Source organism: Paenibacillus sp. JT22N7, from assembly GCF_059383875.1.
Window position 1 is genome coordinate 251,521 of the sequence record NZ_JBXENY010000010.1, and the last position, 24,480, is coordinate 276,000.

23 protein-coding genes and 1 riboswitch are annotated in these 24,480 nt (G+C 49.5%); of the genes, 8 read left to right on the forward strand and 15 right to left on the reverse strand.

The features are described from left to right. Positions 1-52: 52 nt before the first annotated feature. The 3 genes from AC50Y5_RS25365 to metA are packed head-to-tail and all read right to left on the reverse strand — an operon-like array spanning position 53 to position 3,337. On the reverse strand, positions 53-1,225 hold the full coding sequence (locus AC50Y5_RS25365; protein WP_056039526.1) for a trans-sulfuration enzyme family protein: 1,173 nt from the start codon (positions 1,223-1,225) through the stop codon (positions 53-55). A 4-nt stretch (positions 1,226-1,229) separates the two neighbouring features. Further along, on the reverse strand, positions 1,230-2,393 hold the full coding sequence (locus tag AC50Y5_RS25370) for a PLP-dependent transferase (RefSeq protein ID WP_494864111.1): 1,164 nt from the start codon (positions 2,391-2,393) through the stop codon (positions 1,230-1,232). A gap of 26 nt (positions 2,394-2,419) precedes the next feature. Beyond that, positions 2,420-3,337, reverse strand: a complete 918-nt coding sequence (metA, locus tag AC50Y5_RS25375; protein ID WP_056039522.1) for a homoserine O-acetyltransferase MetA — start codon at positions 3,335-3,337, stop codon at positions 2,420-2,422. Positions 3,338-3,438: 101 nt separating this feature from the next. Continuing rightward, a riboswitch (SAM riboswitch) is annotated at positions 3,439-3,545 on the reverse strand. A gap of 387 nt (positions 3,546-3,932) precedes the next feature. Between metA and corA the strand changes: the two genes are divergently transcribed. Then, positions 3,933-4,868 carry a magnesium/cobalt transporter CorA gene (gene corA / locus AC50Y5_RS25380; protein ID WP_494864112.1) on the forward strand — a complete coding sequence of 312 codons (936 nt, stop codon included), beginning with the start codon at positions 3,933-3,935 and terminating at the stop codon, positions 4,866-4,868. Between the two features lie 547 nt (positions 4,869-5,415). Here the strand turns inward: corA and AC50Y5_RS25385 are convergent. Then, on the reverse strand, positions 5,416-5,619 hold the full coding sequence (locus tag AC50Y5_RS25385; protein ID WP_494864113.1) for a hypothetical protein: 204 nt from the start codon (positions 5,617-5,619) through the stop codon (positions 5,416-5,418). After that, positions 5,597-6,850 carry an MFS transporter gene (locus AC50Y5_RS25390; protein ID WP_494864114.1) on the reverse strand — a complete coding sequence of 418 codons (1,254 nt, stop codon included), beginning with the start codon at positions 6,848-6,850 and terminating at the stop codon, positions 5,597-5,599. Before AC50Y5_RS25390 ends, AC50Y5_RS25385 begins: the two co-directional genes overlap by 23 nt. Before the next feature lie 249 nt (positions 6,851-7,099). On the opposite strand from AC50Y5_RS25390, the gene AC50Y5_RS25395 reads away from it, so the two are divergent. The 3 genes from AC50Y5_RS25395 (at position 7,100) to AC50Y5_RS25405 (ending at position 9,977) form a co-directional block, all read left to right on the forward strand. Then, positions 7,100-8,002, forward strand: coding sequence for a LysR family transcriptional regulator (locus AC50Y5_RS25395; RefSeq protein ID WP_430154855.1), 903 nt, complete (start codon positions 7,100-7,102; stop codon positions 8,000-8,002). A gap of 37 nt (positions 8,003-8,039) precedes the next feature. Beyond that, a complete protein-coding gene (locus AC50Y5_RS25400; protein ID WP_494864115.1) occupies positions 8,040-8,849 on the forward strand; it encodes a histidinol-phosphatase in 810 nt (269 codons plus the stop codon). 273 nt (positions 8,850-9,122) lie between these two features. Further along, on the forward strand, positions 9,123-9,977 hold the full coding sequence (locus tag AC50Y5_RS25405; RefSeq protein ID WP_494864116.1) for an EamA family transporter: 855 nt from the start codon (positions 9,123-9,125) through the stop codon (positions 9,975-9,977). A 142-nt stretch (positions 9,978-10,119) separates the two neighbouring features. Here AC50Y5_RS25405 and AC50Y5_RS25410 read toward each other — a convergent pair whose 3' ends face one another. Next, entirely contained in the window at positions 10,120-10,518 is a 399-nt protein-coding gene (locus tag AC50Y5_RS25410) for a DoxX family protein (protein ID WP_494864117.1), read from the reverse strand. 201 nt (positions 10,519-10,719) lie between these two features. Here AC50Y5_RS25410 and AC50Y5_RS25415 point away from each other — a divergent pair, with 201 nt between their 5' ends. Next, on the forward strand, positions 10,720-11,028 hold the full coding sequence (locus AC50Y5_RS25415; protein WP_056040108.1) for a winged helix-turn-helix transcriptional regulator: 309 nt from the start codon (positions 10,720-10,722) through the stop codon (positions 11,026-11,028). 297 nt (positions 11,029-11,325) lie between these two features. Here the strand turns inward: AC50Y5_RS25415 and sdhB are convergent, their stop codons facing one another. The 3 genes from sdhB to AC50Y5_RS25430 are packed head-to-tail and all read right to left on the reverse strand — an operon-like array spanning position 11,326 to position 14,546. Next, on the reverse strand, positions 11,326-12,090 hold the full coding sequence (sdhB, locus tag AC50Y5_RS25420) for a succinate dehydrogenase iron-sulfur subunit (RefSeq protein ID WP_056039506.1): 765 nt from the start codon (positions 12,088-12,090) through the stop codon (positions 11,326-11,328). A gap of 2 nt (positions 12,091-12,092) precedes the next feature. Further along, on the reverse strand, positions 12,093-13,850 hold the full coding sequence (gene sdhA / locus AC50Y5_RS25425; protein ID WP_056039503.1) for a succinate dehydrogenase flavoprotein subunit: 1,758 nt from the start codon (positions 13,848-13,850) through the stop codon (positions 12,093-12,095). Positions 13,851-13,874: 24 nt separating this feature from the next. Then, positions 13,875-14,546, reverse strand: coding sequence for a succinate dehydrogenase cytochrome b558 subunit (locus AC50Y5_RS25430; protein ID WP_056039501.1), 672 nt, complete (start codon positions 14,544-14,546; stop codon positions 13,875-13,877). A 216-nt stretch (positions 14,547-14,762) separates the two neighbouring features. Here AC50Y5_RS25430 and AC50Y5_RS25435 point away from each other — a divergent pair, with 216 nt between their 5' ends. Beyond that, complete coding sequence (locus tag AC50Y5_RS25435; protein ID WP_494864118.1) at positions 14,763-15,653, forward strand: LysR family transcriptional regulator; 891 nt, start codon at positions 14,763-14,765, stop codon at positions 15,651-15,653. A gap of 65 nt (positions 15,654-15,718) precedes the next feature. Here the strand turns inward: AC50Y5_RS25435 and AC50Y5_RS25440 are convergent, their stop codons facing one another. Together AC50Y5_RS25440 and AC50Y5_RS25445 are read right to left on the reverse strand one after the other, a co-directional pair. Next, on the reverse strand, positions 15,719-16,381 hold the full coding sequence (locus tag AC50Y5_RS25440) for a potassium channel family protein (RefSeq protein ID WP_056039495.1): 663 nt from the start codon (positions 16,379-16,381) through the stop codon (positions 15,719-15,721). Positions 16,382-16,399: 18 nt separating this feature from the next. After that, on the reverse strand, positions 16,400-17,743 hold the full coding sequence (locus tag AC50Y5_RS25445; protein WP_056039493.1) for a TrkH family potassium uptake protein: 1,344 nt from the start codon (positions 17,741-17,743) through the stop codon (positions 16,400-16,402). Between the two features lie 341 nt (positions 17,744-18,084). Between AC50Y5_RS25445 and AC50Y5_RS25450 the strand changes: the two genes are divergently transcribed. After that, positions 18,085-19,707, forward strand: coding sequence for a CPBP family intramembrane glutamic endopeptidase (locus AC50Y5_RS25450; protein WP_494864119.1), 1,623 nt, complete (start codon positions 18,085-18,087; stop codon positions 19,705-19,707). Positions 19,708-19,797: 90 nt separating this feature from the next. On the opposite strand, the gene uvrC is transcribed toward AC50Y5_RS25450, so the two are convergent. Further along, positions 19,798-21,831 carry an excinuclease ABC subunit UvrC gene (gene uvrC / locus AC50Y5_RS25455; RefSeq protein ID WP_494864120.1) on the reverse strand — a complete coding sequence of 678 codons (2,034 nt, stop codon included), beginning with the start codon at positions 21,829-21,831 and terminating at the stop codon, positions 19,798-19,800. Positions 21,832-22,000: 169 nt separating this feature from the next. On the opposite strand from uvrC, the gene AC50Y5_RS25460 reads away from it, so the two are divergent. Continuing rightward, positions 22,001-22,147 carry a YqzM family protein gene (locus AC50Y5_RS25460; RefSeq protein WP_099516602.1) on the forward strand — a complete coding sequence of 49 codons (147 nt, stop codon included), beginning with the start codon at positions 22,001-22,003 and terminating at the stop codon, positions 22,145-22,147. Positions 22,148-22,430: 283 nt separating this feature from the next. Here the strand turns inward: AC50Y5_RS25460 and AC50Y5_RS25465 are convergent, their stop codons facing one another. The 3 genes from AC50Y5_RS25465 to cysT are packed head-to-tail and all read right to left on the reverse strand — an operon-like array spanning position 22,431 to position 24,461. Beyond that, positions 22,431-22,667 (reverse strand): YezD family protein, encoded by a 237-nt coding sequence (locus AC50Y5_RS25465; RefSeq protein WP_099516603.1) that lies wholly within the window; start codon positions 22,665-22,667, stop codon positions 22,431-22,433. Between the two features lie 40 nt (positions 22,668-22,707). Further along, positions 22,708-23,589 carry a sulfate ABC transporter permease subunit CysW gene (gene cysW, locus AC50Y5_RS25470; RefSeq protein WP_494864121.1) on the reverse strand — a complete coding sequence of 294 codons (882 nt, stop codon included), beginning with the start codon at positions 23,587-23,589 and terminating at the stop codon, positions 22,708-22,710. A 5-nt stretch (positions 23,590-23,594) separates the two neighbouring features. Continuing rightward, positions 23,595-24,461 carry a sulfate ABC transporter permease subunit CysT gene (gene cysT, locus AC50Y5_RS25475; RefSeq protein ID WP_056039478.1) on the reverse strand — a complete coding sequence of 289 codons (867 nt, stop codon included), beginning with the start codon at positions 24,459-24,461 and terminating at the stop codon, positions 23,595-23,597. Positions 24,462-24,480 lie beyond the last annotated feature (19 nt).

Here is a 24,480-nt window from a genome sequence, read left to right on the forward strand (position 1 = left end):
AACACGGCTTGTCAGTAATGACAGCCGTCTTTTCCTCCACTTTACGAGGCTGTTAGCCGCGCAAAGCCTGATCCAAATCTGCGAGCAAATCGTCGATATGCTCAAGGCCTACCGAATAACGGACAAGACCGTCCGTTATTCCGCGTTCATGGCGCACTTCCTTCGGCATTGCCGCATGCGACATCATGGCCGGATACGATAAAATGCTTTCTACGCCGCCCAGGCTGACAGCTACAAGCGGCAGCTTCACACGGCCAAGCATCGCTTTCGCCCGCTCGCCGCTGCCCACATCAAAGGACACGACTGCGCCATAGGCGGAGCATTGCTGTTCATGAACCTCACGGCCCGGATGATCGGCAAGGCCAGGATAATAAACCTTCGTTACCTCTGGATGGTCATTCAGCCATTCCGCCAGCTTGCGCGCGCTGCGCTCGCTATGCTCCATGCGGGCTTGCAGCGTCTTAATGCCGCGCATAAGCAGCCAGCATTCATGGGCGCTCAGTACAGCGCCGAGACCATTTTGCAGCTGATACAGCCTGCGTCCCAGCTCTGGATCAGCCGTTACAGCAAGGCCCGCAAGCACGTCGCTATGCCCGCTCAGAAACTTAGTCGCGCTGTGCACGACTATATCTACGCCAAGCTCTAGCGGACGCTGGTAATAAGGCGTCATAAACGTATTGTCCAGAATCGTCAGCAGGTTATGCTCCTTCGCCCACGAAGCCACCTCCGAAATGTTGGTGATTTTCAGCGTCGGGTTGGAAGGGGTCTCTATAAATACCGCTTTCGTATTTGCTTTATATGCCGCTTTAACAGCTGCAAAATCCGTCATATCGACGAACGTCGTTTCCATGCCTAAACGGTTCAGCACTGTCGTAAGCAGACGGTATGTACCTCCGTACACATCCTCTGTCACAATTACATGGTCGCCCGCCGACAGCAGCAGGAATGTCGTTGAAATCGCCGCCATGCCGGATGCAAAGGCAAAACCTCGCGTACCGCCCTCCAGCAGCGCAATTTGATCCTCCAGCGCCTGCCTGGTCGGATTGCCGGACCGGCTATAATCGTAAGGCGGATTTTGGGACAAATCGCTTTGATGGAACGTAGATGCCTGAAAAATCGGGGTACTGGATGCACCCGTCTGCTCATCAAATGATCCTTCAAAATGAAGCAATTTCGTAGCAAAATGACGCTTGGCATATTCCTCTTTGTTATGTCTGTCGCTCATGCTGCTATACCTCCCCAATCTCTTGCTTAGCTGCGGCAAGCGCCTGCTCCAAATCGGCAATCAGGTCATCTGCATGCTCAATGCCAACAGAGAAGCGAAGCAATTTATCATCAACGCCGACTGCACGACGAATTTCTTCAGGAATATCGGCATGCGTCTGCACAGCCGGATAGGTCATCAGCGATTCAACGCCGCCCAAGCTCTCAGCGAAAGCAATCAACTCGATATGGCGCAGAATGGGTTCAATGTAACGGGCGTCCTTCACGCGGAAGGAGAAAATGCCGGTATTGCCCGAAGATTGGCGGTTTTGCACCTCATGTCCGGGATGATGCAGCAAAGCCGGATAATAAACCTCTTCAATAGAAGGATGCTCCAGCAAGTAGTTGGCGATTTTAGTTGCATTATACTCATGACGCTCCATCCGCAGCGCTAGTGTTTTCATGCCGCGCATTAACAGCCACGAATCCTGCGGTCCGAGAACGGCGCCAATGGAGTTATGCAAAAACGCCATTTCCTGCGAAAGCTCTTGTCCCTTCGTCACAATAAGGCCAGCGAGCACATCATTGTGGCCGCCCAAATACTTAGTCGCGCTGTGGACAACGACATCTGCCCCCAGCTCAATTGGACGCTGGAAAAACGGCGTCAGCAGCGTATTGTCTACAATCGTCAGCAGTCCTTTGGACTTCGCCCATGATGCGACACGCTCAATGTCGGTAATCATCATTAACGGATTGGTTGGCGTCTCGATTAGTACCGCCTTCGTATTCGGTGTACACAGCTCGCTCATCGCATCAATATCGTTCGTATCCACGTAGGATGCTGTAACGCCATATCTCGACATAATCTTCTCCAGCAGGCGGTAAGTGCCGCCGTACAGATCAAGGGATACAATCAAATGATCGCCTTGGTGAAACAGGCCGAATACCGTTTGCAAAGCGGCCATGCCTGAGCTGCATGCGAAGCCAGCGTCGCCAGACTCAAGCTTGGCAGCTGCCTCTTCCAATACGGCACGGGTTGGGCTTTTTGTACGAGCGTAGTCAAAGCCTGTGCTTTGTCCAAGCTTCGGATGGCGGAATGCCGTCGCCTGATACACGGGGAAGCTTACGGCTCCGGTTTCCGTATCCTTTTGCGAACCAATTTGCGCTAATTCACTTTCGATTTTCAACATGGGCTGTTGCTCCTTCTATTATATAGTTAGATGTTTGCTCCCAAATCAAATGGCGTCTGCTGGTACACGTAATAGTTGAGCCAATTCGAGAAAAGCAGATTCGCATGCGCCCTCCACGAGGAGTACGGTATCGCTTCTGGGTTATCACCCGGGAAATAGTTTTTCGGCAATGCAATGTCGAGCCCTTTCGCCTTGTCGCGGTCATACTCGTTTTTCAGCGAGAAGGGATCGTATTCCGAATGCCCGCTGACGAAAATTTGACGGCCATCTTTGGAAGCGACAATGTAAACGCCCGATTCCGCCGATTCCGACAAAATTTCCAGACGTTCCACCTGTTCAATATCTTCGCGACGCACTTCCGTATGACGGGATTGCGGCACGAGGAACGCTTCATCAAAGCCGCGAAGCAGCTTGACGTTCTGTTTCTCAATCGTATGATGAAACACGCCGAAAATTTTATCATCCAATTCATATTTCGGAACGCCATAATGATGGTAAAGTCCTGCCTGCGAGGCCCAACATATATGGAAGGTCGAAGTAACCCGCCGTGCGCTCCAGTCCATAATGTCCTTCAGTTCTTCCCAATAGTTCACGTTTTCAAAATCAAGATGCTCGACAGGAGCGCCTGTAATGATTAATCCATCGTAAAACTCATGGGAAATTTCGTCGAACGTTTTGTAAAAAGCATGCAGATGCTCGTAGGACGTATTTTTCGACGTATGCGTCTTCGGACGAAGCAGCACAACCTCCACTTGCAGCGGCGTGTTGCCGATCAAGCGCAGCAGTTGGGTCTCCGTCGTTTCTTTCTCAGGCATTAAGTTCAGAATCGCTATACGCAGCGGCCGAATATCCTGATGGTAAGCAACGCTTTCGTCCATGACGAAAATGTTCTCACTGTTTAATATTTCTTTGGCTGGCAAATGGTCGGGAACTTTAATTGGCATGCAGAATCACTCCTTTAATGAGATTATCAGCATTCCCAAATATAAAAAGACCCTTTCTGTCGAGAGAAAAGGTCGTTTGCTCAAAAAATAAGCGGTCGCCTCTCTCATCTCTCAGAAACATCGAAATGTCTCCGCAAGAATTAGCACCGTGCTTACGCCGGTTGCCGGGCTTCATCGGGCTAGTCCCTCCGCCTGCTCTTGATAAGAAAGTAGTTCTATTCAATTATGGAATTGCTGCTTATAAGCCTACTTTAATGGATTCGGGCAGGCGCGTCAAGCCTGTGAACTGCATATACTATAGAAGGCTGATCTTTCGGCTTCATTTACGGTTTTTTCGCTTGAATGTAAAGCTGCTGCGGGAGTATACTAGACAAGGATTGAAACGCCGAGTGAAAAAATTGGTGTTTTTTATCCAAAAATCCACATGATAAAGGAGTGCATACGGACATGGAAGGCGACCGACCAAGGCCTGAACACAACCGAATATGGCGGCTGCCCAGCCACTGCGTAATGCGCCCTGTTTTTCTATAAATAACAGTGCTCTGTGCAAGCGGCAAAGGCGGCCTCCTGTCCATTTCAGAGAGGAGATGCACAGATGAAAATCCGTCTGGTCAACAACGGCTTGTTTACCCCTATTGAAGATATTGCTGATACACTCATTCCATCGCCGGAGGGCTTTTATTGGATTGATGCCGATGTGGAGGATTTGGCTGTATTGCAGCCGCTGTTCCACATGCATGACCTCGCGGTAGAGGATTGCCTCACCGAGGAGGAGCAGCGCCCTAAGATCGAAATTTATGAAAGCCATTATTTTATCGTTATTAACAGCATTCGTTTTGATGATGAGGAAATTTTCCTGCGCGCGCTGAACATTTTTCTCGGCCGCCATTATATTATTACCGTTACGAAGCAAAAAATTAATGAGCTGCGCTCCCTGAAGCCTGTCCTGTGGGAGCAGGAAGTCAGCCGCCCCGATTATTTTTTATACAATCTCGTCGACATTGTCGTCGATAACTACTTCCTCGTCGCCGATCGAATTGATACGAGGATCGAAACGCTCGAAGAAGATATTCTAATGCATACGAAAAAATCGCATCTGAACGAAATTATCGGTTTGCGCGGTGAAATTTTGTGGCTCAAGAAGGTGCTTGGCCCGCAGAAGGACGTTATCGCTACGCTGAACAAACGCGATCTTAAGCTGATTGATGATCAGCTGCAAAAATATTTTAGCGATATTTATGAAAATGCCGTCAAAATCGCCGAGACATTTGATACGTTCCGCGAGCTGATGGGCAACTTGCGAGAAGCTTACCAGTCCAGTATATCGGCGCGAGCCAATGAAATTATGCGCGTGTTTACCGCGATGACGACGATATTCATGCCGCTGACCTTCATAACCGGTATTTATGGAATGAACTTCGACTTTATACCCGGCCTGCATATGCGCGGCGGATCGTATATTTTGCTCGGCATTATGCTTGCGCTGGGCTGTGGAATGTTTTTTATTTTCCGTAAAAAGGAATGGTTGTGACCGTAGGGCACAACCATATAAATGCTATTAAGACCTTGTCGTAGAAGCCTGATGGAAAAGATCCGTCGCTGCGTAAAAAGTTTGGATTCCGGGATGCCTCTGCATTTTTCTGAATGGATACCGCGCTGCGGTAAAAATGCAGATGCAAAGGCGAACGCTGCGCTCCTCCATCTCAAACCTTTTACTCCGCTCGCCTTTTCCATCAGGCTTCTACTTTGTTACGGCTTAAAAGCTTTTATTTGCTTTTGTGCCGGTTATTTATGGAGTGCATTCGCTTTTCATATATGCTCATGGACAACCTCGTTTACTAAACCATCGTACAAACACCATTTTTATGCTTCCCCCCCTCCTACTACGTTAAAATCATCGAGTCATGAATGTGTACTTAACTTTAGTTCTATACAAGTTAGAACTATTCCCTAATCTAAGAATTGGATATGATCCAGTAACAAGGAAATGAATTTCAAGTAGTAGATAAGGAGAGGGAGGTCATAAAGAAGGTATCATTTCGCCCATTTGAAAGAAAGCTAATAACGGCTTGTTTAGTTTATTTTGGAATTGCTTTGAAACTTTTATATGTTGTCATTTTCGGGCTGACCCAGACCCATCCTTTATACAAGAAGAACTTGTCTAAAAATGCTGTCATCAGCTTTATAGTTCCTTTGAAAATAAAACGCAAAGCCCGGCGGCCAGTCCTTTTCATTGGATTAGCGCCGGGCCTCGTATGTTCATGCTTCAGCTGCCCCATCATCCCCTGCCAGCGCCTCTGCTCTGCCCTTCGTCAAATTGACGAACATGAGCAGCACAATGCCGATGACGAATAACGCAATTAGCGAGAGGATGGCGATACGGGTAGAGCCTGTAACCGTCGCGACTACCGAAAACAGCAGCGGTCCTACAACGGAGGAAAACTTGCTGGACAGCGAGAGAAAGCCAAAAAATTCACCCGATTTGGACGGCGGCACCATACCCGAATAAATCGAGCGCGAAATCGCCTGGCTGCCGCCCTGCACAACGCCAACCATAATCGCAAGCAAATAAAAATGCAGCGAGGTCGTCATAAAATAACCCAAAATGACAATAACGACGTAGAACCATAACGACACATATAACAGCTTTTTCGATCCAAAGCGCGCGGCCAGTCTGCCAAATACAATCGTACACGGAAAACCGACAAACTGCGTAATTAATAGCGCCTTGATCATATCATCCGTATTAATGCCGATCCCTTGGCCATAAATCGTTGCCATAATAACTACCGTATTAATGCCATCGTTGAAAAATAAAAACGAAGCCATATATTTAAGCAGCTCCGGATATCGCTTAAGCGTTCGCAGCGTCCCGCGCAATCGCGTGAAGCCTTTGCCAAGCGCGGTGCCGAAGCCAACTTTGACCTTTTTCACAGGCTCCTTGACCGAACGAAGCAGCGGCAGCGAGAACACAAACCACCAGATGCCTACCGTAATAAACACCATTTGGGTCGCAAAGGTTTTGGTAGGGAAACCGAACAGCTCGAAATTTTGAAGCATTAAAATATTAATGAGCAGCAGCAAGCCGCCGCCCATGTAGCCATAAGCGTAACCCCGCGCGCTCACGACATCCCTGCGCTCCATCGGCACGCCGTCCGCCAGCAGCGCATCATAGAAGGTGTTCCCTCCTGCAAACCCCATCGTTCCTATAATGAGCAGGATGGAGGCGAGCAGCCAGTCCCCCTCCCCAACAAAAGCCATCGCTGCACAGGATGCAGCTCCCATTAGCATAAACATCGTCAGAAATTTGATTTTGGAGCCCATATAATCGGCAACTGCGCCCAAAACAGGCGACAGCACCGCTACGAACAGCATCGCAATACTTTGGGTGTAACCCCAATAGGCTTCCGCCTTCGTACCTGATAAATTAGACGCTGCCACACCTGAATAAAATATCGGCATGACGGTCGCCATCATCGTCGTCGCAAACGCCGAATTGGCCCAGTCGTACATGAGCCAGCCTCTTATTGCTTTCCTGTCCAGTCGTAACGCCTCCCTAAATATGTACCTTCGTCCAACACACTTCGACAACGCCACTTCATATCCTCTTTAAATAATACGTAAAGCTTCTTCTCCTTTTTGCCGTCGTGCCGGATTTGCTTTATAATAGTAAGCAAAGCTATCACGAGGAAAGGCATCTACGCCTGCAAGCCTATTTCAATAAGCGTGTAATCGCTTCACTTAACCTGGAGGGGGATTGTAGTGAATATTAGCCAACTTGAAACACTCCTCACCATTTCCAAAACGATGAGCTTCCGCAAGGCGGGTGAGCTGCTTAATTTGACCCAGCCTGCTGTATCCGCACAAGTCAAAACGCTTGAAGAGGAATTCAAGACCGTTCTGATTGACCGCAATCAGCCTGTGACCCTCACCGACCATGGACAAGTTTTTCTGGAGCATGCCGAGAGAATTTTGCTTATTGTCGAAGAGCTTAAGGCTAAGCTTTCAGACCTCAACACGACGCCTCAAGGCCATATTTTGCTCGGGACAACTTCTTCCATTGCGATTCAAATTTTGCCGCGGGTATTAGCCTACTTTCAAGACCAGTTTCCGCTGATCAAAACAACGATCCATACGATGCCATCATCACAGGTGACCGCAAGCGTCGAAAATGGCACAATTGACATTGGTATTTCTTATTTATTTGAGAAAAATCCAAACCTGCACTCGTCCACTCTTTATTACGATACGTTTGAGCTTGTTGTATCTCCGGAGCATCCGCTGAGCGATTTGAAGCATACTACCGTAGAGGCACTCAAGGATATTCCTATGATCATGCTTGCACCCGACACACTAGGACGGCGCTTCGTAGACAAAATTTTTCGCCAGTACAACATTCAGCCGAACATTATGATGGAGCTTTCGAGCAGCGAAGAGGTTAAGCGCATGGTTGAAATTAATCTTGGCGCCGCCGTCGTCTCCAAACTTTCCATTGCCGAGGAGCTGCGGCGGGGCTCGCTCAAGATGATTAAGGTGAATGAGCTCGAAATCAGCCATCCGGTCGGCGTCGTCTACAAGTCCGGGAGATATTTGAATACGGCGATGCAGCAGTTTTTAAGCGATCTTAAGGGCATGCCGGAGCATCAATTTATTAGCAGCGAATAGACTGACAGCGCATTTTCAACTCAAGGAGGAAACAGCTATGAAATTTGATCTGCACACCCATCACGAACGTTGCGGCCATGCCGACGGAACGATTGAAGACTACATTATTGCCGCTTTGGACGCAGGTTTGCAGGCCATCGGCATTTCTGATCATTCGCCTTATTTCGGCCATAAGGACGACCGTCCTTTTCCCGGCATCGCCATGGCTCAATCTGAATTTGACAACTACATAAAGGAAGTACTTGAGCTTAAAGCTAAATATGAGGGGCGTATTGAAGTACTGCTCGGCATGGAGTCAGACTTTTTCCCTGAACGGCTTCCAGCTTATCGCGACGCCTATGAAGGTGTACCATTCGACTACATTATCGGCTCTGTCCATCAGGTAAGCGGAGTGAGCATTTTTAATCGCAATCGCTGGGAAAAGTTGACCGAGAAGCAGCAATTTGAGGATAAGCGCCGTTATTATGACCTCATCAGCCAATCGGCGCGCAGCGGCATGTTTGATGTGCTGGGGCATATCGATGCAATGAAAGGTTATTACCCCGCTTTCTCTGATATTAAAGCCGATGCCGAAATTGATGATACGCTCCGCATCATTGCCGAAAACGACGTTTCGATTGAAATTAATACGTCCGGCAGCACAAAATATGTAGGCGGCTGGTATCCGTCCGATGAAATTTTGGAGCGTGCCCATCATTTCGGTGTTAATGTGACCTTTGGCTCCGACGCTCACGTTCCGGCAAGGGTCGGGGACGATTGGGATCGCGTCAGCAAGCGCCTCAAGGAAATTGGCTTCAACAAATGGGTGTTCTACCGCCAGCGCAAGCAGATCATCGTACCGCTTTAAGCCGTCTGCTTATGGAATCTGAACAAATCATGCTGCTTTGCTGTTTATCAGCAGAGCAGCCTCTTTTTTTGTATGGAGAACGTATGCGGAACGCCGCCATCGAACAAATGGACAAAAAAAGTGGACCTGCACCGAGCGCAGGTCCGAATTCGATATATTAAAAGGGGGTCTTGTTTATTATAATAACCGAGTATTGTAATAGGGGTATAACAGAATCATTTCATTTGTGTAACAAATGCAACAATACTGCAAACAATCAGGGAGTTGAACATCATGTGGCTAACGGTTGCCATCTCTAGCGCCATTTTATTCGGATTAGCCGGCTGGTGGATGAAAAGAAGCCAGATGAGCGGCGGTACGACCTCGGCGCTGCTGCTCGGGCTTTACGCCTCTGGTACAGTCGGGTTTGGCGTGCATGCCGTCTTTGAGGGATCGCTCGCTTCGTTAGCCGATTACCGGATCTGGATTGCTGGAGCGATCATTGGAGCAGGTTCAGCCATCGGCAACGCGGTCTTTATGAAGGCACTGGATTATGGTCCGGCAAGCCTGACCTCTCCACTGACGAATATGAACATCGTGCTCGTTGTTGCATTAGGCACGCTTGTATATAAGGAACCTTTGCATTTTACGCAAGCTTGCGGCATTTTGCTGCTGCTGCTTTCCGTTGTACTCATTTCTTATAAAAAACAGGTACAAACCGCACCTGCCCAGAAACAGTGGTTTTTCTACGTTGGCGCTGCGGTCGTCTTCTTCACCTTCCGCAATGGCGGGCTCAAGGTGACGGAAGAATGGGGATTATCCAGCGCTCCGATTTTATTCGTGGGCTATTTGCTGTCTTTTCTATGGTTCGCCTTGTTAAGCAAAGAAAAAAACAGCAGCAACCGCAAGCCCGCCTATCGGACAGGCTTGCTTTACGGACTGCTCGCTGGCCTCTTCTCCTACGCCGGCCTCCAGCTTTATGCAACTGCGCTGGCAACTGGGCCCGCTAATCTAGCCGCGCCGATCTTCGCCACAAACAGCCTCGTCGTCGCGGCAGGCGCCATCCTGATTTACAAGGAAAAACTAAATGCCGCCCAGTGGGCGGCATTCGCATGCATGATGATCGGGCTTGTTGTCATCCGCTTATAGCGGCTGGCAGCAGGCTTTTTTTAAATATAGGAAAGTTTATGATTTCGCCATACTTTCTCTATATTTCTCGGACTGAAATGCGCTACGCCGCCAAAAGACGGCGACAGCCGTTTCACCTTGCAATACAGAACTGCTTCTTCCCTTATTTAAACAAGGCGTCGATGGACAGCTCTCCCGCACCGGTCAAAGCAACGCCGACAAATACGGCGATAAGCACCAGGTTATATTCGTAGCCGTTCTGCGTTGACCACAACCCATTAGCGCCATGCACCTTCACAATCGCCATAATCATTGGGATGATCAGCAGCACCGCGCCAACCCATGTCCACAAGCCTGCTGCAAACAACAAGCCGCCCACCGCTTCGCTTAATCCTGCTGCCAATGCCATCAGTACGCCAGGCTTAACGCCTATCGAATCCAGCCATCCCCCAGTGCCTTTCAAACCATAGCCACCGAACCAGCCAAACAGCTTCTGCGCTCCATGACCAACCATCAACAAGCCTAATACTACCCGAATAATCAATAATCCTGTGTCCAACATTTTAACCTCACCCTTCGTCTTTTGTTTGGTTTCACAGCTGCAACACTTGCTCGCTGTTTCATGAACCCATCTTAATATATAAACTAACTTTTGTAAAGTAAATATTTAAAATAAAGTTAAATGGCGATATGGTGTTTATATGCACTTACTTTTCCAAAGTAGATATGTTATAATGGGTTAAGAAGAAACGGGGTGATCAGGTTGGATTATTCAACAATGTGCCCAAAGTATGAAGCAGCGGCCGAAATTTTAGGCAAGAAATGGACCGGTCTCATCATTCGGGTGCTACTAGCTGGACCAAAGCGGTTCAAGGAGATCAAGGAGCAAATTCCGGATATGAGCGACAAGATGCTTACCGACCGGATGAAGGAACTTGAACAACTTTCCATTATTAAACGAACGGTATATCCAGAAATGCCTGTTCGCATTGAATACGAATTAAGTGACAAAGGCCATCATTTAGAGCCTGTCATTGAATCGATTCAAAAGTGGGGCGAAGAGTGGCTGTAACAAGCCAGCTTTAAGAGCTACTAGTAGGAAATGCATAAAGGCAGCAAAAAAGAACCGTGAGAGCGGTTCTTTTTTGCTGCCTTTATGTCGTATTCGCGGCTGATCATTGACAAGTGCCATAATCTCTTTTATTATTGATACTGATTATCATTATTACAATCGTAAACGGCTGTCGTCGTCCTCTTGCGGCAAAGCTGCCGTTTCGCGGTGAAATATAAGCTGATTATAAAAGTAAAACTTATAAATGCTTATATTTTTAAAAAAAGCCTTCCACCGCTAAGGTGGAAGACCGTATATTTAAAATCCAAGCCATTTTTTGAACAGATGCTTCGTTGTATCTTTGTTGATTGCCGCAATTGACGTCGTAAGCGGAATGCCTTTCGGACAAGAGCGAACACAGTTTTGCGAGTTGCCGCAGCCCTCGATGCCGCCATCCTCCATCAAGGCTTCCAGACGCTCTTCCTTGTTCATTTCTCCCGTAGGGTGAACGTTGAACAAGCGAACCTGAGAAATAGCCGCTGGGCCAACAAAGCTGTTGCGATCGTTGACGTTCGGGCAAGATTCCAGACATACGCCGCACGTCATGCACTTGGACAGCTCGTAAGCCCATTGACGCTTCGATTCAGCCAGGCGCGGGCCAGGACCGAGATCATAAGTGCCATCGATCGGAATCCATGCCTTAACGCGTTTGAGGGCGTTAAACATGCGCTCGCGATTGATGACAAGGTCACGAACGACCGGGAAAGTGCGCATCGGCTCCAGACGTACCGGTTGCTCCAATTGATCGATCAGTGCGCTGCAGGCTTGGCGCGGCTTGCCGTTAATGACCATGGAGCAGGCGCCGCAAACTTCTTCCAGACAGTTGGATTCCCAGCATACTGGAGCTGTATTGCCGCCATCCGCCATCGTCGGATTACGCTGAATTTCCATAAGTCCGCTGATGACGTTCATATTCGGGCGATACGGAATTTCAAATTCCTCTTTGTAAGGCGCAGACTCCGGTCCATCCTGACGGGTAATGATGAACTTAACGGTTTTTGTAGCAGTAGTCGTATCAGCCATCTTTATTCTCCTTTCTTCTTGTTCGCTGTGTAGTCACGTTTACGCGGTGTAATCAGGGAAACATCGATGTCCTCGTACGAAATTTGCGGACCTTCCTTCGTCCAAGTCGCAATCGTTGATTTCATGAACTTCTCGTCGTTGCGCTCTGTGAAATCCGGCTTGTAATGCGCGCCGCGGCTTTCGTCACGGAGCAGGGCACCCAAGGTCATAGCTTCGGACAGCTCGAGCATGTTCCATAGCTGACGAGTGAAAGCAACGCTTGAGTTGTTCCATTTCATCGAGTCATTGATGTTGATATTGTTGTAACGCTGCTTGAGCTCTTTGATTTTGTTAATCGTTGCTTCTAGCTTGTCATTGAAACGAACAACCGTCATATTGTTGGTCATCCATTCGCCAAGCTCCTTGTGCAGAACGTAAGCATTTTCTGTACCGTTCATGGCAAGAATGCTTTCGTATTTATCCGTTTGGCGTTTTTGCTCACGGTCGAATACGGAGGAAGCCACGTCAGCGGAAGCTTTCTTCATACCTTTAATGTACTCTACCGCTTTCGGTCCTGCGACCATACCGCCGTAAATCGCCGACAAGAGCGAGTTCGCACCGAGACGGTTAGCGCCATGGTATTGATACTCGCATTCGCCTGCTGCAAACAATCCAGGGATGTTCGTCATTTGGTTGTAATCTACCCACATGCCGCCCATCGAATAGTGAACCGCAGGGAAAATTTTCATCGGCAGCTTCCGTGGATCATCGCCCATGAACTTCTCATAAATTTCGATGATGCCGCCGAGCTTCACATCAAGCTCCTTCGGATCTTTATGGGAAAGATCAAGGTAAACCATGTTTTCGCCATTGATGCCGAGCTTCTGATCGACACAGACGCTGAAAATTTCACGAGTCGCAATATCACGCGGCACAAGATTGCCGTATGCTGGATATTTTTCCTCAAGGAAGTACCAAGGCTTGCCGTCTTTGTAAGTCCATACGCGGCCGCCTTCGCCACGAGCTGATTCGGACATCAAGCGCAGCTTGTCATCGCCCGGGATCGCGGTTGGGTGAATTTGAATAAATTCGCCGTTCGCATAATTAACGCCTTGCTGATACACCGCACTTGCTGCTGTACCTGTATTAATAACCGAGTTCGTCGTTTTGCCAAAAATAATGCCAGGGCCGCCCGATGCCAATATAACCGCATCGCCCACGAACGTCTTCACTTCCATCGAACGCAAATCCTGTGCAGATACCCCGCGGCAGATGCCTTCGTCATCCAGAACGGCGCCAAGGAATTCCCAGTGCTCGTATTTCGTTACGAGGCCGGCTGCTTCCCAGCGGCGAACTTGCTCATCCAAAGCGTATAGCAATTGCTGTCCAGTTGTGGCACCTGCAAATGCTGTACGGTGATACTGTGTACCTCCGAAACGGCGGAAATCGAGCAAGCCTTCCGGCGTACGGCTGAACATAACGCCCATACGGTCCATTAAGTGGATAATGCCTGGTGCTGCTTCACACATTGCTTTAACAGGAGGCTGGTTCGCAAGGAAGTCTCCCCCGTATACCGTATCGTCAAAATGCTCCCAAGGCGAGTCGCCTTCACCTTTTGTATTAACCGCTCCGTTAATGCCGCCCTGCGCGCAGACGGAATGGGAACGCTTCACCGGCACGATCGAGAACAGATCAACGTGCATGCCAGCTTCTGCTGCTTTTATCGTAGCCATAAGTCCGGCAAGTCCGCCGCCTACGACGATTATTTTATTGTTAGCCATCACGCTTCACTCCTTGTCTTCAAACTATCCGATAGTATTCCAAGCCAATGCGAGATCGGCTGCTTCCTTGAATTCGTCGCCGCGGAAGGCAACCAGCGAAAGAATAAACAATGCCGCTACGACTACAAAAACACCCATGCATACAATGGATGAAATCCGCTGTGCACGAGGCCCTACTGTAATGCCCCAGCTGATCAAAAATGCCCAAAGGCCATTGGCAAAGTGGAACGTAGCTGCCAGTACTCCTACCACATAAAATACAAAATAAAGCGGATTAGTCGCAATATTGTGCATCGTGGAGCCTAGCTCTTCATGTGTGATATAACCCAAGTACACTTGAAAACGGGTTTGGTATACGTGCCAGAACACGAAGATAAACGTGATAACACCCGTTAAACGCTGTGCTGTAAACGCCCAGTTGCGGCCGTACTTGAAACGCCCTAGATTGCTGTCTGACTGATAGGCTACATATAAGCCGTACACGCCATGGAAAAGCAGCGGGAGGTAAATACCGAAAATTTCAAAAATCGGCAGCAATGGCAAGCTGTTAATGAGACTAACGCCGCTGCTGAACCCCTCTGCCCCCCTCTCGAACGATTGATAGTTCGTAAGCGCATGCACAACGATAAACATTCCGAGCGGAATGATACCAAGCAGCGAGTGAAGCTTACGGGAAAAATACGAATTTCCTTTCATGCCTTTGTGTCTCCTTTCCAGACTGTGGTTACGCTTTCCTCAAATGCTTGTCTACAAATCATTCTACATTTTACTCTTCGGTTCTTTCTCCGTCAACAAAAGTTGACACAGTTTAGTCACACTTCCCATCGTACTCCTTTTCGGCTTATAATGGAATTGCTTATTTTTTATAATTTGTTATAACAATTTAACATAAGCAGACTGGAGCTGGCTATTTTGATTGAAGAAATGCATATGTTTGCCGCCATCGTCGAGCAGTCCAGCATGAACAAGGCTGCAGCGCTGCTGAACCTGTCCCAGCCTGCCCTCTCCCGTAAAGTAGCTAAGCTTGAGCAGGATATCGGCTCGCAGCTGTTCCGGCGCATCGGCAAGCGGCTGGAGCTGACACCAATCGGCCAGATGACCTATGAATACGCACTGGAGCTTCGCCAGCTGCACCGGCGCTACCTGCAGAAGGTTGCCGATTATGAGTCGGCAGGGCGGACCTCCATTACGATTGGAGCGAGCCTGACGACGCTGCAAACGACGCTTCCCGATTTTATCAAGGCGCTCAATGGCAGTCATCCTGAATTCGATATTAAGGCGGTCACGGGCAAAACCCATGAAATCGTTACTTATGTAAGAGAAGGCAAAGCCGATATCGGCATTGTCGCCTCACGGATTGAAGATGCCCAGCTGCACTGTGTCCCGCTGTTCGAGGATCATCTGCTGCTCGTCCTGCCGAAAAGCATGGTGGTGACAGGCAAGGGCATGCTCGGCATTCAGGACCTAAACGGCTTGCCGATTCTCCTCTTCTCCAAAGGTACCTGGTATCGCATGCTAACCGATGAGTTGTTTGCCAAATACAATCTCCAGCCAGATGTACGCATGGAGATTGACTCTTTCGAGGCGATCGTCCGGCTTCAGCACACTTGCCGGGCTGCGACGCTGCTTCCCCAATCTTATGTGCGTGAACAGCTGCTGGCCGACAATGATCTCACCGTCATTCCGATCAGAGAGCTTGCGGAGACGAAGCGCACGACTTCGCTCATTCATGCCGATCCGGCCCAGCTGCATCCAGCCGTCCGTCTGTGGATTGAGGAGCTTGCCTCCCGCTCGAAGGCCTGAGCAGCGAAACAACAAGAAGACAGCAGCGCAGGTGTGAATAGCCGCATGCGCTGCTGTTTTTATTGTCACCTTGTTGCTGCCTCTTCAAACTGCTCAATCTGCTCATTCGTCCCGATAATGACCATGACATCACGCTCGTGCAGCACATCGGCTGCTGTCGGGGCAATAATAATGCCATTGGGCTTATTAATCGCTACAATGCTGCACCCGAAGCGGGCGCGCAGGTCGAGATCGCTGAGCGTCTTGCCATGCATTTTGCCCGTGACGACAATCTCGGCAATCGTATAATCCTTGGACAGCTCGATATAATCGAGCAGATTCGGCGATACCAGCTGATGTGCGACTCGAATGCCCATATCCCGCTCTGGATAAATAATGCGGTCCACGCCGATTTTTTCCAATACCCGCCCGTGCAGCTCGTCCACCGCTTTCGCCACTACGGTCTTAACACCCAAATCCTTAAGCAAAATCGTCGTCAAAATGCTCGCTTGAATATCATTGCCAATCGCGACAACACCAACATCAAAATTCCGTACGCCAATCGAGCGCAGCGTCTCCTCGTCTGTGCAATCGGCTGATACGGTATAGGTGAGCTCATCGCTTAGCTCCTGAACGGCTTCCTCATCCTTATCAATGCCTAGCACCTCATAGCCTAGCTGAATTAACTCTCTGCCCAGACTTGAGCCGAAACGCCCAAGCCCTACGATGACGAACTGGTTCTTTTTCATAATAAATCTGTGTTTCCCCTATCCAATTGTAATTTTGCCCTCGGGATACCGGTAAAGCTCTTTGCTGGTTTTCGGATTGAGCGCATAAGCAAGCGTCAGCGGGCCTAGACGACCAGCGAACATCGTAATCGAAATAATAATTTTCCCGAAATCGCTCAGCTCTGGCGTTATGCCCATCGACAGGCCTACCGTCCCGAAGGCGGATGTTGCTTCAAATAAAATTTTAATAAACCGCTGATCCTCGGTCGCGGATAATAGCATCGTTACGACGACGACCAGCGCCAGCGACAGCATCGTAATCGTAAGCGCCTTGAGCACCCGCTCCTTGCCGAGGCGATAGCGGAACAGTACAATGTCCTCTTTCCCCCGAAACATTGCGACAACCGCCCCTATGAGCGTCATAAACGTCGTCGTTTTGATCCCGCCCCCCGTTGAGCCGGGAGATGCGCCGATAAACATTAATATAATGGTGAAAAATAAAGTCGCCTGCCGCAAATCGGCATAGTTGAGCGTATTAGCCCCCGCCGTCCTCGGAGAGACGGACTGGAAGAAGGATGCAAGAATTTTCCCGCCCCAGTCGAGCGAGCCAAGCGTTCGCGCATTCGAAAACTCAAAAATAAATATTACGACCGCCCCGACTGCAATGAGCGAGCCAGTCATCACCAGCACCACCTTGCTGTGCAGGGACAGCCCTTTGCGGCGGCGGAATTCCAGCAAATCCGAGATTACGATAAAACCGAGGCCTCCGGATATAATAAGCAGCATGGCAGTCAGGTTCACAATCGGATCATCCACATACATCGTCAAGCTGCGGTAGTCGCCAAAAATATCAAACCCTGCATTATTAAACAGCGACACAGCATGAAACACGCCGAAATACAGCGCCTTACCAAACGGCATATCATAGGCAAAGCGCATCGTGAACAGCAATGTGCCAACGAGCTCAAATGATAAGGAGTAAACAATGACCTTGCGTATGAGCCGAATAATGCCTTCCATGCTGCCTTGATTCATGGCTTCTTGCAAAATAAGCCGTTCCCGCAGCGAAATGCGCTTTTTCAGCACAAGCGCGAACAGCGTGCCCATCGTCATAAAGCCGAGCCCGCCAATTTGAATAAGCAGCATAATAATAACCTGACCAGCCACCGAAAAATAAGTGCCAGAATCCACGACTACAAGCCCCGTCACGCTAGTTGCCGAGGTAGCCGTAAACAAAGCATCCAGAAAACGCAGCCCGCTTCCGTCGGCCGATGCAAAAGGCAGGGATAGCAGCAGAGCTCCCAGCATAATAATAATCGCAAAGCCAACGACCAATATGCGTGGCGGGGACCATTTTAGTAACGAAAAAAACGAAATATTCATTGCATCCACCTTCATATTGCCTATTATTCTTTTCACTTGCAGCACCTGTATTTCCAATTTCCATTACACATGACTTAACGATTATAAGCTTAAAGCACACTGCGTATAAAACAGCCTTTTGCAATAAAAACAGCTGATTTCATTCAAAAACAGCCGTGCGAGGAGGATAGCCGCCCATTAGCTTGCCGGATATCGTTATTTCTCTGTTTTATGAATGCGGACAACGCTGACAAGCCGCCTAAAGGGTGACCAAGCTGTTAGATTGGCGATCATATGGTTTAATATGGTATCGTATGAGTACTATGCTTAAATTTTCGATTAAACTGAAATTGAGGTGAGTTATGATTGAATTTATTGCTCCACGCGAGTGGAAGAAATTTGTATGGGCCGCCGTTATTAGCGCTGTCATTTTTATATTTTTGCAAATCATCCCTATGCTTGGCGGTCCTGATTCAGGCGCATCGGAATCCCAGGGCAACGTTATAGGAAATGAAGCAGCCCTGCAAAAAGCAACGGAATTTGCCACCAAGCAGTTCGGCGTTAACGTTACGGACGCTCATACGGTTTATCAAACTGACAGCGATGAAACCGGCTATTTGATAAAGGAAAAGCTGTACGAGGATTATGCGTCCAAATATATGCAGCAGTTTCCGCTCGACACCTATCAAACGCAAGTAACGCTTGACAATGGCAGCACCGCGTTCGTCTACCTCCATATGCAAAGCGGCAGCGTTGTCGCTTGGAATCTCCTTGGAGCAGGCTCGGGCGTGAACACCATTAAAGAACAGAAGCAGCTTCTCGATGCAGCGGCCAGCTTTGCGACTACGCAAGGCTTTCAAGCCAAAGATTTGAACGACGCTGCCGTTAACTCGCTAGGACAGGTCGTCATTCATCCAACAGGGTATGCAGCAGGCAGTTCCCAGCTTGAGCTTCGTGTGGGCTTTAGTCAAAATGGCGACAAAACCGTCATTTCTACTTATAAGCCATCCTTTATTCCACCCGCAGACTATGTAGCCAATATTGAGCAGCAAAAAAGCACGGCCGACGCTTTATCGTTGATCAGCCTCATTTACATGACTTTCATTACGCTGGTGCTAGCTACTATCTATGCGATATTATACCGCCGTCATACGACATTCAAACGCGGGATCGCCATCAGCCTTATTTTCACCGTTTTTTATATTATTAATAATCTAGGCATTATGGACGGCGTCATTGCCCAGCAAGGCGAACAGGTGATGGGCGATGCCCAGGTGTCCTTTATGGCATGGTTTACTGCGCTTCTGCTCATCCCGGTTGGCGCAGCCGTCTATTTCTCCTTCGTGGCCGGTGACGGCATGTGGCGCTCGTGGAAACGTCCGATATGGCCTGGCTTCCGCGAAAAAAATTACGGCGAGCATGTTTGGCGCAGCATGGGACTCGGTTATTTGATTGCCCTTATTTTGCTAGGCGTGCAGTCGGTCATTTTTCTAGTGCTCGAAACGGCGATCGGCAGTTGGAGCACAAGCGATGCGACTCAGTCTCCCTACAATATCAAATGGCTGTGGCTCATGCCGATGCTGGCTTGGTGCGCTGCGATTTCCGAGGAAGCCATTTACCGATTTTTCGGCATTGCCTTGTTCCGCAGATGGTTCAAAAATATTTATGTCGCCGCCTTGATTCCGACCATCTTGTGGGCGCTTGGTCATGTCTCCTATCCGATCTTCCCGTACTATACCAGGCTGATTGAGCTAATTATTATTGGGATGATCTTCAGCTACATTTTCCTGCGCTACAGCCTCATTACCGCCATATTCGTTCATGCGATATTTGATTCGCTGTTAATGGGCTTCTCACTCATTTCTGTAGGCGGTGCTTTAAATATCGGAGCAGCCATCTTCTACGCTGTTCTGCCCGTTCCAATTGCCTATATCATTCGGGTATGGCATCGTAAGAAAAACACCTGGCGGCGTCCTTCCTATTAGACGCCATCGTTTTGGCGAAACGTATAGAGAAAGGATGAGAACATTCATATCCTTTCCTATACGTCAAAAAAGGAGGAAGGCCGCCGCAGCTTACGGCGACGCCTCCTCCCCAAGTGCCGCAATAATTTGTGCGGCAAGCTTATCTCCTATTGAAAGAGGCTGGAAATCTTCCACCTTGGCCTCTTTTATTTTTTTAATGGAGCCAAAATGCTTAAGCAGCAGCTTGCGCCGCTTCTCGCCAATGCCCGGAATAGCATCGAGCTGTGAGACGACCATCGACTTGCCGCGCTGCTCGCGGTGGAACGTAATCGCGAAGCGGTGAACCTCGTCTTGTATGCGCTGCAGCAAATAAAACTCCTGGCTGTCGCGCGGCAGCGGAATAATTTCAGCGGGATCGCCGGTCATGAGCTGTGCGGTCCGGTGTTTGGCATCCTTGACGAGACCGCATACCGGGATAAACAGGTTCAGCTCATTTTGCAGCACATCAATCGCTGCGGAAATTTGCCCCTTGCCGCCATCGACGACGATCAGATCCGGAGCAGCCAGCTGATCCTTGAGCACGCGCTCATAGCGCCTGCGGATGACCTCGCGCATCGTCTCATAATCATCTGGCCCGACGACCGTCTTGACCTTGTATTTGCGGTATTCCTTGCGATCCGGCTTGCCGTCCGTAAATACGACCATAGCCGATACGGGATTCGTACCTTGTATGTTGGAGTTGTCAAACGCCTCAATTCGGGTTGCCTGCGGCAAACCAAGCCATTGGGCCAGCCCTGCCGCCGCCTTGACGCTGCGCTCCTCATCCCGCTCGATGAGCCGGAACTTGTCGGCAAGCGTTACCTTGGCATTCTCCGTCGCCATCGAGACGACCTCGCTCTTGCGTCCGCGCTGCGGCAGCAGCACCTTGACCTTAAGCCAGTGGTGCAGCGCAGCAGCGGCCTCCTCCGCAACGGACAGCTCCTTCTCTTTGGGCGGCTGGGCTTCCCCTTGCGTCTCTTCGTCAATCACAACGACTAGGCTCGCTGCATCGACCATATCCCTTACTGCTTCATTTGCGCTTGGCGCTGCTTCCTGGTCAAGATTGGCAGCAGTCGTCTCCTGCTTCCCTGCGGCCGGCTTGCCCGCTGTCTGTGCGCTCTCCGCCTGCTCTGGCGGCAACGGCAGCAAAATCTGCTTCGGCAGCGCAGGATTTTCACTGTAGTATTGGGTTACAAAGGTCATAAAATCATCGTACTCTTCGCCATAATAAGGGAAGGTCGTACCATGGCGCTCAATAAGCTTGCCTTGGCGCATATAAAGAATTTGGACGCACATCCAGCCCTTCTCGACCGCATAGCCGAAAATATCGCGGTCCAAGGCGTCAGACATCGTAATTTTCTGCTTCTCCATCACCGCATCAATCGCAATGATCTGATCGCGGTACTCCTTCGCCCGCTCGAACTCCAGCTGCTCGGCGGAAGCCTCCATTTTGCGCTGCAAATCCGCCCGCACCACATCATGGCCGCCATTGAGGAAACGGGTAATTTCCTGAACCATCGCCTCATAGGTGCCGGGTTCAATCTCATATTCACAAGGCGCAATGCATTGCCCCATGTGATAGTACAGGCATACCTTGTCAGGCAGCGTCTTGCATTTGCGCAGCGGATACAGCCGGTCCAGCAGCTTCTTCGTCTGCTGGGCGGCATAAGCATTCGGATAAGGGCCGAAATATTTCCCCTTATCCTTGGCCATCCTGCGGGTTACCTCGAGTTTCGGATGCTGCTCATGCGTAATTTTTATATAAGGAAAGGACTTGTCGTCCTTCAGCAAGACGTTATAGCGCGGGTGATACTGCTTAATGAGATTGCACTCCAGAATGAGCGCCTCCATGTTGCTCTTCGTCAATATAAAATCAAAATCGCGGATTTCCGCAACGAGGCGCTGCGTCTTGCCATTATGAGAGCCGTTGAAATACGAGCGGACGCGATTTTTTAATATTTTGGCTTTGCCGACGTATATGATTGTGCCTTCGCTGTTTTTCATTAAATAGCAGCCAGGCTGGTCCGGAAGCAGCGCTAGCTTATGACGAATTAATTCCGCTGCTTCAGCCTGGCTGGCTGCCTGTTTCCCCTCATGCTGATTCATTTCCAAACCTCCCTTGCGGACATTTGTTCCCATGCCTTATTGTAACATAGATTGGTGCCGGCAGCCGAGTCCTCAAGTTTACAATAGTTGCCGTGTTTTGCTTTACAATTATTCGGATAGTTGGGTATACTGTTGATAGCTAAATCGTTTTCAAGGGAGGACGCTTGTTATGGAGAACGTTAGAGACCCGCGCGAGCATTATAATGAAGAACCGCGCCACGACTTGATGGACGTAGTGTTCGGCTTCGGCGGCATGCTCGGTCTAATGACTGTCATGTTTGCTGCTGCTGTTATCGTGAAATTTATCATATCGTAAACAAATAGCAAGCTTTGCAGCCAAGGTGAAACGGCTCTCGCCGTCCTTTGGCGGCGTGGCGCGTTTCATTCCGAGAAATAGAGAGAACGGATGGCGAAATCATATCCTTTCCTATATTTCAAGGTGAAACGGCTCTCGCCGTCCTTTGGCGGCGTGGCGCGTTTCATTCCGAGAAATATAGGCCATTTATAAGAGAGAAACTTATAAATGACCTATATTTAAAAGAAAGAACCTTCGAACCCGCTATTAGGCGGATGATTCGAAGGTTCTTTTCTTTATTTATTCAGGCCGATTGGTGCTTGTTGCTGCTATTATTATGGCTATTGCTTGCCTGCTGCTTGACGCTTTGGGATTCCTGCTGCTTGCTGGAGGGCTGATCGTAGCGCGTCCGCTCGGTCCGGTCAATCTGGACGATTCTGCCGTCATGCACCGTAATATTCACACTTCCATATTGCAGCCCGCCCACCTGATCCGCAATCCGCTTAAGCCACTGCTGATCAATTTCCAAAGGTTTTGCCATTGTCTTCTCCTCCTTTTTTTAATCCACCTTATCGTAAGTGTCAGGCATTTTGGGCAGAAGCCCGCTTGTTCATTTGCCATTCCATCAGCGACTTGACGATAAGCGTAATGAACGCCAGCATGACGAGCAGCGATGCCACGGCAAACGAAGCTGAAAATTGGTATTCGTTGTACAAAATCTCAATATGCAGCGGCAGCGTGTTTGTCTGCCCGCGAATATGGCCTGATACGACAGACACTGCTCCAAACTCGCCCATCGCCCGGGCATTACATAAAATAATGCCGTACAATAGGCCCCACTTTATGTTCGGATAGGTGACCCGCCAAAAAATTTGCCAGCCCTTTGCGCCAAGGCTTGCCGCTGCTTCCTCTTCTGCCACTCCCTGCGCCTGCATGAGCGGAATGAGCTCGCGGGCAATGAAAGGCACCGTTACGAATACGGTCGCCAGCACGATGCCCGGCAGTGCGAAGACGAGCTGAATGCCATGGGAATCGAGCCATGGGCCGAAAAAGCCCTGCGCGCCAAACATCAAAATATAAATAAGTCCAGATATGACCGGAGATACGGCAAACGGCAAATCAATGAGTGTAATTAAAAACTGCTTGCCGCGAAAACGGAACTTGCTGATCGCCCACGCAGCGGATATGCCGAACAGCGTATTCAGCGGAACGGCGATTACAGCTACGAGCAGCGTCAGTCTCAGTGCCGATAAAGCATCGGGATCGGTGATCGCGGCACGATAAACGTCAAAGCCCTTCTTAAAAGCTTCAACAAATACAGAAACGAGCGGCAGCAGGACGACCAGCGCGAGGAAAATAAGCGCTACCGTTATGAGTACAATCCGTACGATTGCCGGTTCCGTAATATGCTTAGGCCGCTTGGAGGCCTCGCTCGATAAATGCGTTGTAATTGCTCCAGCCATCTTGCTTAGCCTCCTTCTACGACGCGGCGGTTAATCCGCCACTGCATGAAATTAATGAACAGCAGCAGCAGGAACGAAACGACGAGCATAACGAGCGCGATTGCGGTAGCCCCTGCGTAATCAAACTGCTCCAGCTTCGTCATAATGAGAAGCGGGGCGATTTCGGTTTTCATCGGCATATTGCCAGAGATGAATACGACGGAGCCGTATTCCCCAATTCCGCGAGCAAAAGCTAGAGCGAAGCCCGTAAGCAGAGCCGGCATCAGCTCAGGCAAAATCACTTTCCAAAAAGTTCGCATCCGGTAGGCGCCAAGCATAACCGCGGCCTCTTCTATTTCTTTATTGAGATCCTGCAGCACAGGCTGCACCGTGCGGACGACGAAGGGAATGCCGATAAAGATAAGGGCTATTGTAATGCCCAGTGGCGTATAGGCTACCTTGAGTCCGAGAGGCTGGAGCAGCTTGCCTACCCAGCCATTCGGCGCATAAATAGCCGTCAGTGCAATTCCCGCTACCGCTGTCGGCAGCGCGAATGGAAGATCGACGAGGCTGTCGATAAATTTTTTGCCGGGAAAACGGTAGCGGACCAGCACCCACGCAATGAGCAGGCCGAACACCATATTGACGGCTGCGGCGCTGAAAGCGGTAAAGAAGCTGATGCGATAAGAAGCCAGAACCCTTGGATTCGTTACCGTGCCCCAAAATTCGGCAAAGCTGAGTCCTGTCGTCTTAATAAATACGCTGGCCAGCGGGATTAGAACGATCAAGCTCAAATACACAATTGCAAATCCCATTGATAGGCCGAAGCCGGGCAAAACGTTTCGCGCTTTGCCGCCTCTGCTTCTTCCTTTGCTCCTACTGGAACCTTTCATGTGAAGTCAGCTCCATTCC

Bases quoted from the DNA above. Each gene is read 5' to 3' on its own strand.
- AC50Y5_RS25365 (WP_056039526.1), bottom strand. From the start codon at position 1,225: ATGAGCGACAGACATAACAAAGAGGAATATGCCAAGCGTCATTTTGCT.
- AC50Y5_RS25370 (WP_494864111.1), bottom strand. From the start codon at position 2,393: ATGTTGAAAATCGAAAGTGAATTAGCGCAAATTGGTTCGCAAAAGGAT.
- metA (WP_056039522.1), bottom strand. From the start codon at position 3,337: ATGCCAATTAAAGTTCCCGACCATTTGCCAGCCAAAGAAATATTAAAC.
- corA (WP_494864112.1), top strand. From the start codon at position 3,933: ATGAAAATCCGTCTGGTCAACAACGGCTTGTTTACCCCTATTGAAGAT.
- AC50Y5_RS25385 (WP_494864113.1), bottom strand. From the start codon at position 5,619: ATGATGGGGCAGCTGAAGCATGAACATACGAGGCCCGGCGCTAATCCA.
- AC50Y5_RS25390 (WP_494864114.1), bottom strand. From the start codon at position 6,850: ATGTACGACTGGGCCAATTCGGCGTTTGCGACGACGATGATGGCGACC.
- AC50Y5_RS25400 (WP_494864115.1), top strand. From the start codon at position 8,040: ATGAAATTTGATCTGCACACCCATCACGAACGTTGCGGCCATGCCGAC.
- AC50Y5_RS25405 (WP_494864116.1), top strand. From the start codon at position 9,123: ATGTGGCTAACGGTTGCCATCTCTAGCGCCATTTTATTCGGATTAGCC.
- AC50Y5_RS25410 (WP_494864117.1), bottom strand. From the start codon at position 10,518: ATGTTGGACACAGGATTATTGATTATTCGGGTAGTATTAGGCTTGTTG.
- sdhB (WP_056039506.1), bottom strand. From the start codon at position 12,090: ATGGCTGATACGACTACTGCTACAAAAACCGTTAAGTTCATCATTACC.
- sdhA (WP_056039503.1), bottom strand. From the start codon at position 13,850: ATGGCTAACAATAAAATAATCGTCGTAGGCGGCGGACTTGCCGGACTT.
- AC50Y5_RS25430 (WP_056039501.1), bottom strand. From the start codon at position 14,546: ATGAAAGGAAATTCGTATTTTTCCCGTAAGCTTCACTCGCTGCTTGGT.
- AC50Y5_RS25440 (WP_056039495.1), bottom strand. From the start codon at position 16,381: ATGAAAAAGAACCAGTTCGTCATCGTAGGGCTTGGGCGTTTCGGCTCA.
- AC50Y5_RS25445 (WP_056039493.1), bottom strand. From the start codon at position 17,743: ATGAATATTTCGTTTTTTTCGTTACTAAAATGGTCCCCGCCACGCATA.
- AC50Y5_RS25450 (WP_494864119.1), top strand. From the start codon at position 18,085: ATGATTGAATTTATTGCTCCACGCGAGTGGAAGAAATTTGTATGGGCC.
- uvrC (WP_494864120.1), bottom strand. From the start codon at position 21,831: ATGAATCAGCATGAGGGGAAACAGGCAGCCAGCCAGGCTGAAGCAGCG.
- AC50Y5_RS25460 (WP_099516602.1), top strand. From the start codon at position 22,001: ATGGAGAACGTTAGAGACCCGCGCGAGCATTATAATGAAGAACCGCGC.
- AC50Y5_RS25465 (WP_099516603.1), bottom strand. From the start codon at position 22,667: ATGGCAAAACCTTTGGAAATTGATCAGCAGTGGCTTAAGCGGATTGCG.
- cysW (WP_494864121.1), bottom strand. From the start codon at position 23,589: ATGGCTGGAGCAATTACAACGCATTTATCGAGCGAGGCCTCCAAGCGG.
- cysT (WP_056039478.1), bottom strand. From the start codon at position 24,461: ATGAAAGGTTCCAGTAGGAGCAAAGGAAGAAGCAGAGGCGGCAAAGCG.